This is a genomic window from Arthrobacter sp. JCM 19049 (assembly GCF_001310435.1).
Genome location: NZ_BAXF01000552.1, coordinates 1 through 1350, shown reverse-complemented (window position 1 = coordinate 1350; position 1350 = coordinate 1). Strand labels below are relative to the sequence as shown.

Here is a 1350-nt window from a genome sequence, read left to right as displayed (position 1 = left end):
CCGCACCCACTGCAGCAGGCGCGCGGCGATGCACCGACCAGCACGTGCTGGTGCTCCCGGGTGGCCCGGCCCAAATCCACGACGTAGCCGGCCAGGCGTTCGGTCACGGTCACCCGCTGGACCTGCAACATCATTTGGCGCAGCCGCTCCAGGCCCAGCAGCGCACCGATCTCGGCCAACGGGTCGTGGCCGTGGTGGGTGCAGAGCATGGAGATTTCCGCCGCCCGGTCCGGGTAGCCCATGGAGATGCGGGCCATGAACCGGTCGCGCTGCGCCTCGGGCAGCGCAAAGGTGCCCTCCGCGTCGATCGGGTTCTGCGTGGCGATGACCATGAAGGGCCGCTGCAGCGGGTGGGTGACCGAGTCCACCGTGACCTGCAGCTCCTCCATGCACTCCAGCAGCGCCGCCTGCGTCTTGGCGTTGGCGCGGTTGATTTCGTCGGCGATCACGATGTTGGCGAACACCGGGCCGGGATGGAAGGTGAAGTCCTGGGTCTGCGGGGAGAACACCGATACCCCGGTCACGTCGCTGGGCAGCAAGTCCGGGGTGAATTGGATGCGGTTCACGGTGCCGTCCACGCTGCGAGCCAGCGCCTTGGCCAGCAGTGTCTTGCCCACTCCCGGCACGTCCTCCACCAGCAGGTGACCGCCGGCCAGCAGCACCACCAACGCCGTCTTGATGGCCTGCGGCTTGCCGTCGATCACCTCGGACATGCCTGGATGATTCGCTGGCATTGCTCACCGAAATCGGCATCAACACTTGGCAGCGTCTGGTGAACGCTCATCTGGCCCCTCCCGGTGGAAAGTGCGGCGGTCGCCGGCTCCGGGACAGGTCCTGCCCGGTTGGCTTAACCCTACCAACGGAAGGTGAGGTACATCACGAAAAGGTTCCGACGGTCCGGGCACATCCAGTCAGCCAGTGCTGCGGCGTTGCCCGGGACACTGCGCCGCGGCGGGCAGGATGGCAGAATCGTAGGCGGCGGGCACCAGTGCCGGGCACCGCAAGGAGAAGTGAAGGGAACACGGTGGGGCGAGGCAAGCAGATCAACTATCAGGCAATTCCGGAGGCCTACCGCCCCCGCGAGCAGGAGGGCGCGGCGGATGACGCCGAACGCAGCCGTTCGACCACGCAGGAGAAGGACGGAAGCAAGCGGAACCTGATCTACCCCGAGGCCCCCGAACCCCTGCCGCTGCCGGTCATCGACAACCACACCCATCTGGACTTCCGGGACGGGAAGCTGAACGTGAGCGTGGAGCAGGCGGTGCAGGCCGCCGCCCAGGTGGGAGTCGCCGGGCTGATCCAGGTCGGCTGCCGATGTGCCCTCCTCGGAATTCGCGGTTCGCGCCGCCC

1 protein-coding gene and 1 pseudogene are annotated in these 1350 nt (G+C 67.5%); one reads left to right on the top strand and one right to left on the bottom strand.

Going from position 1 to position 1350, the window contains the following annotated elements; all coding sequences use genetic code 11:
* Positions 1 to 713 (bottom strand): AAA family ATPase (locus JCM19049_RS14385; protein WP_054821915.1); only part of this gene is annotated, 713 nt, incomplete at its 3' end.
* 311 nt (positions 714 to 1024) lie between these two features.
* Here JCM19049_RS14385 and JCM19049_RS14380 point away from each other — a divergent pair.
* Positions 1025 to 1350 (top strand): annotated as a pseudogene (locus JCM19049_RS14380) (hypothetical protein); the annotation flags it as partial.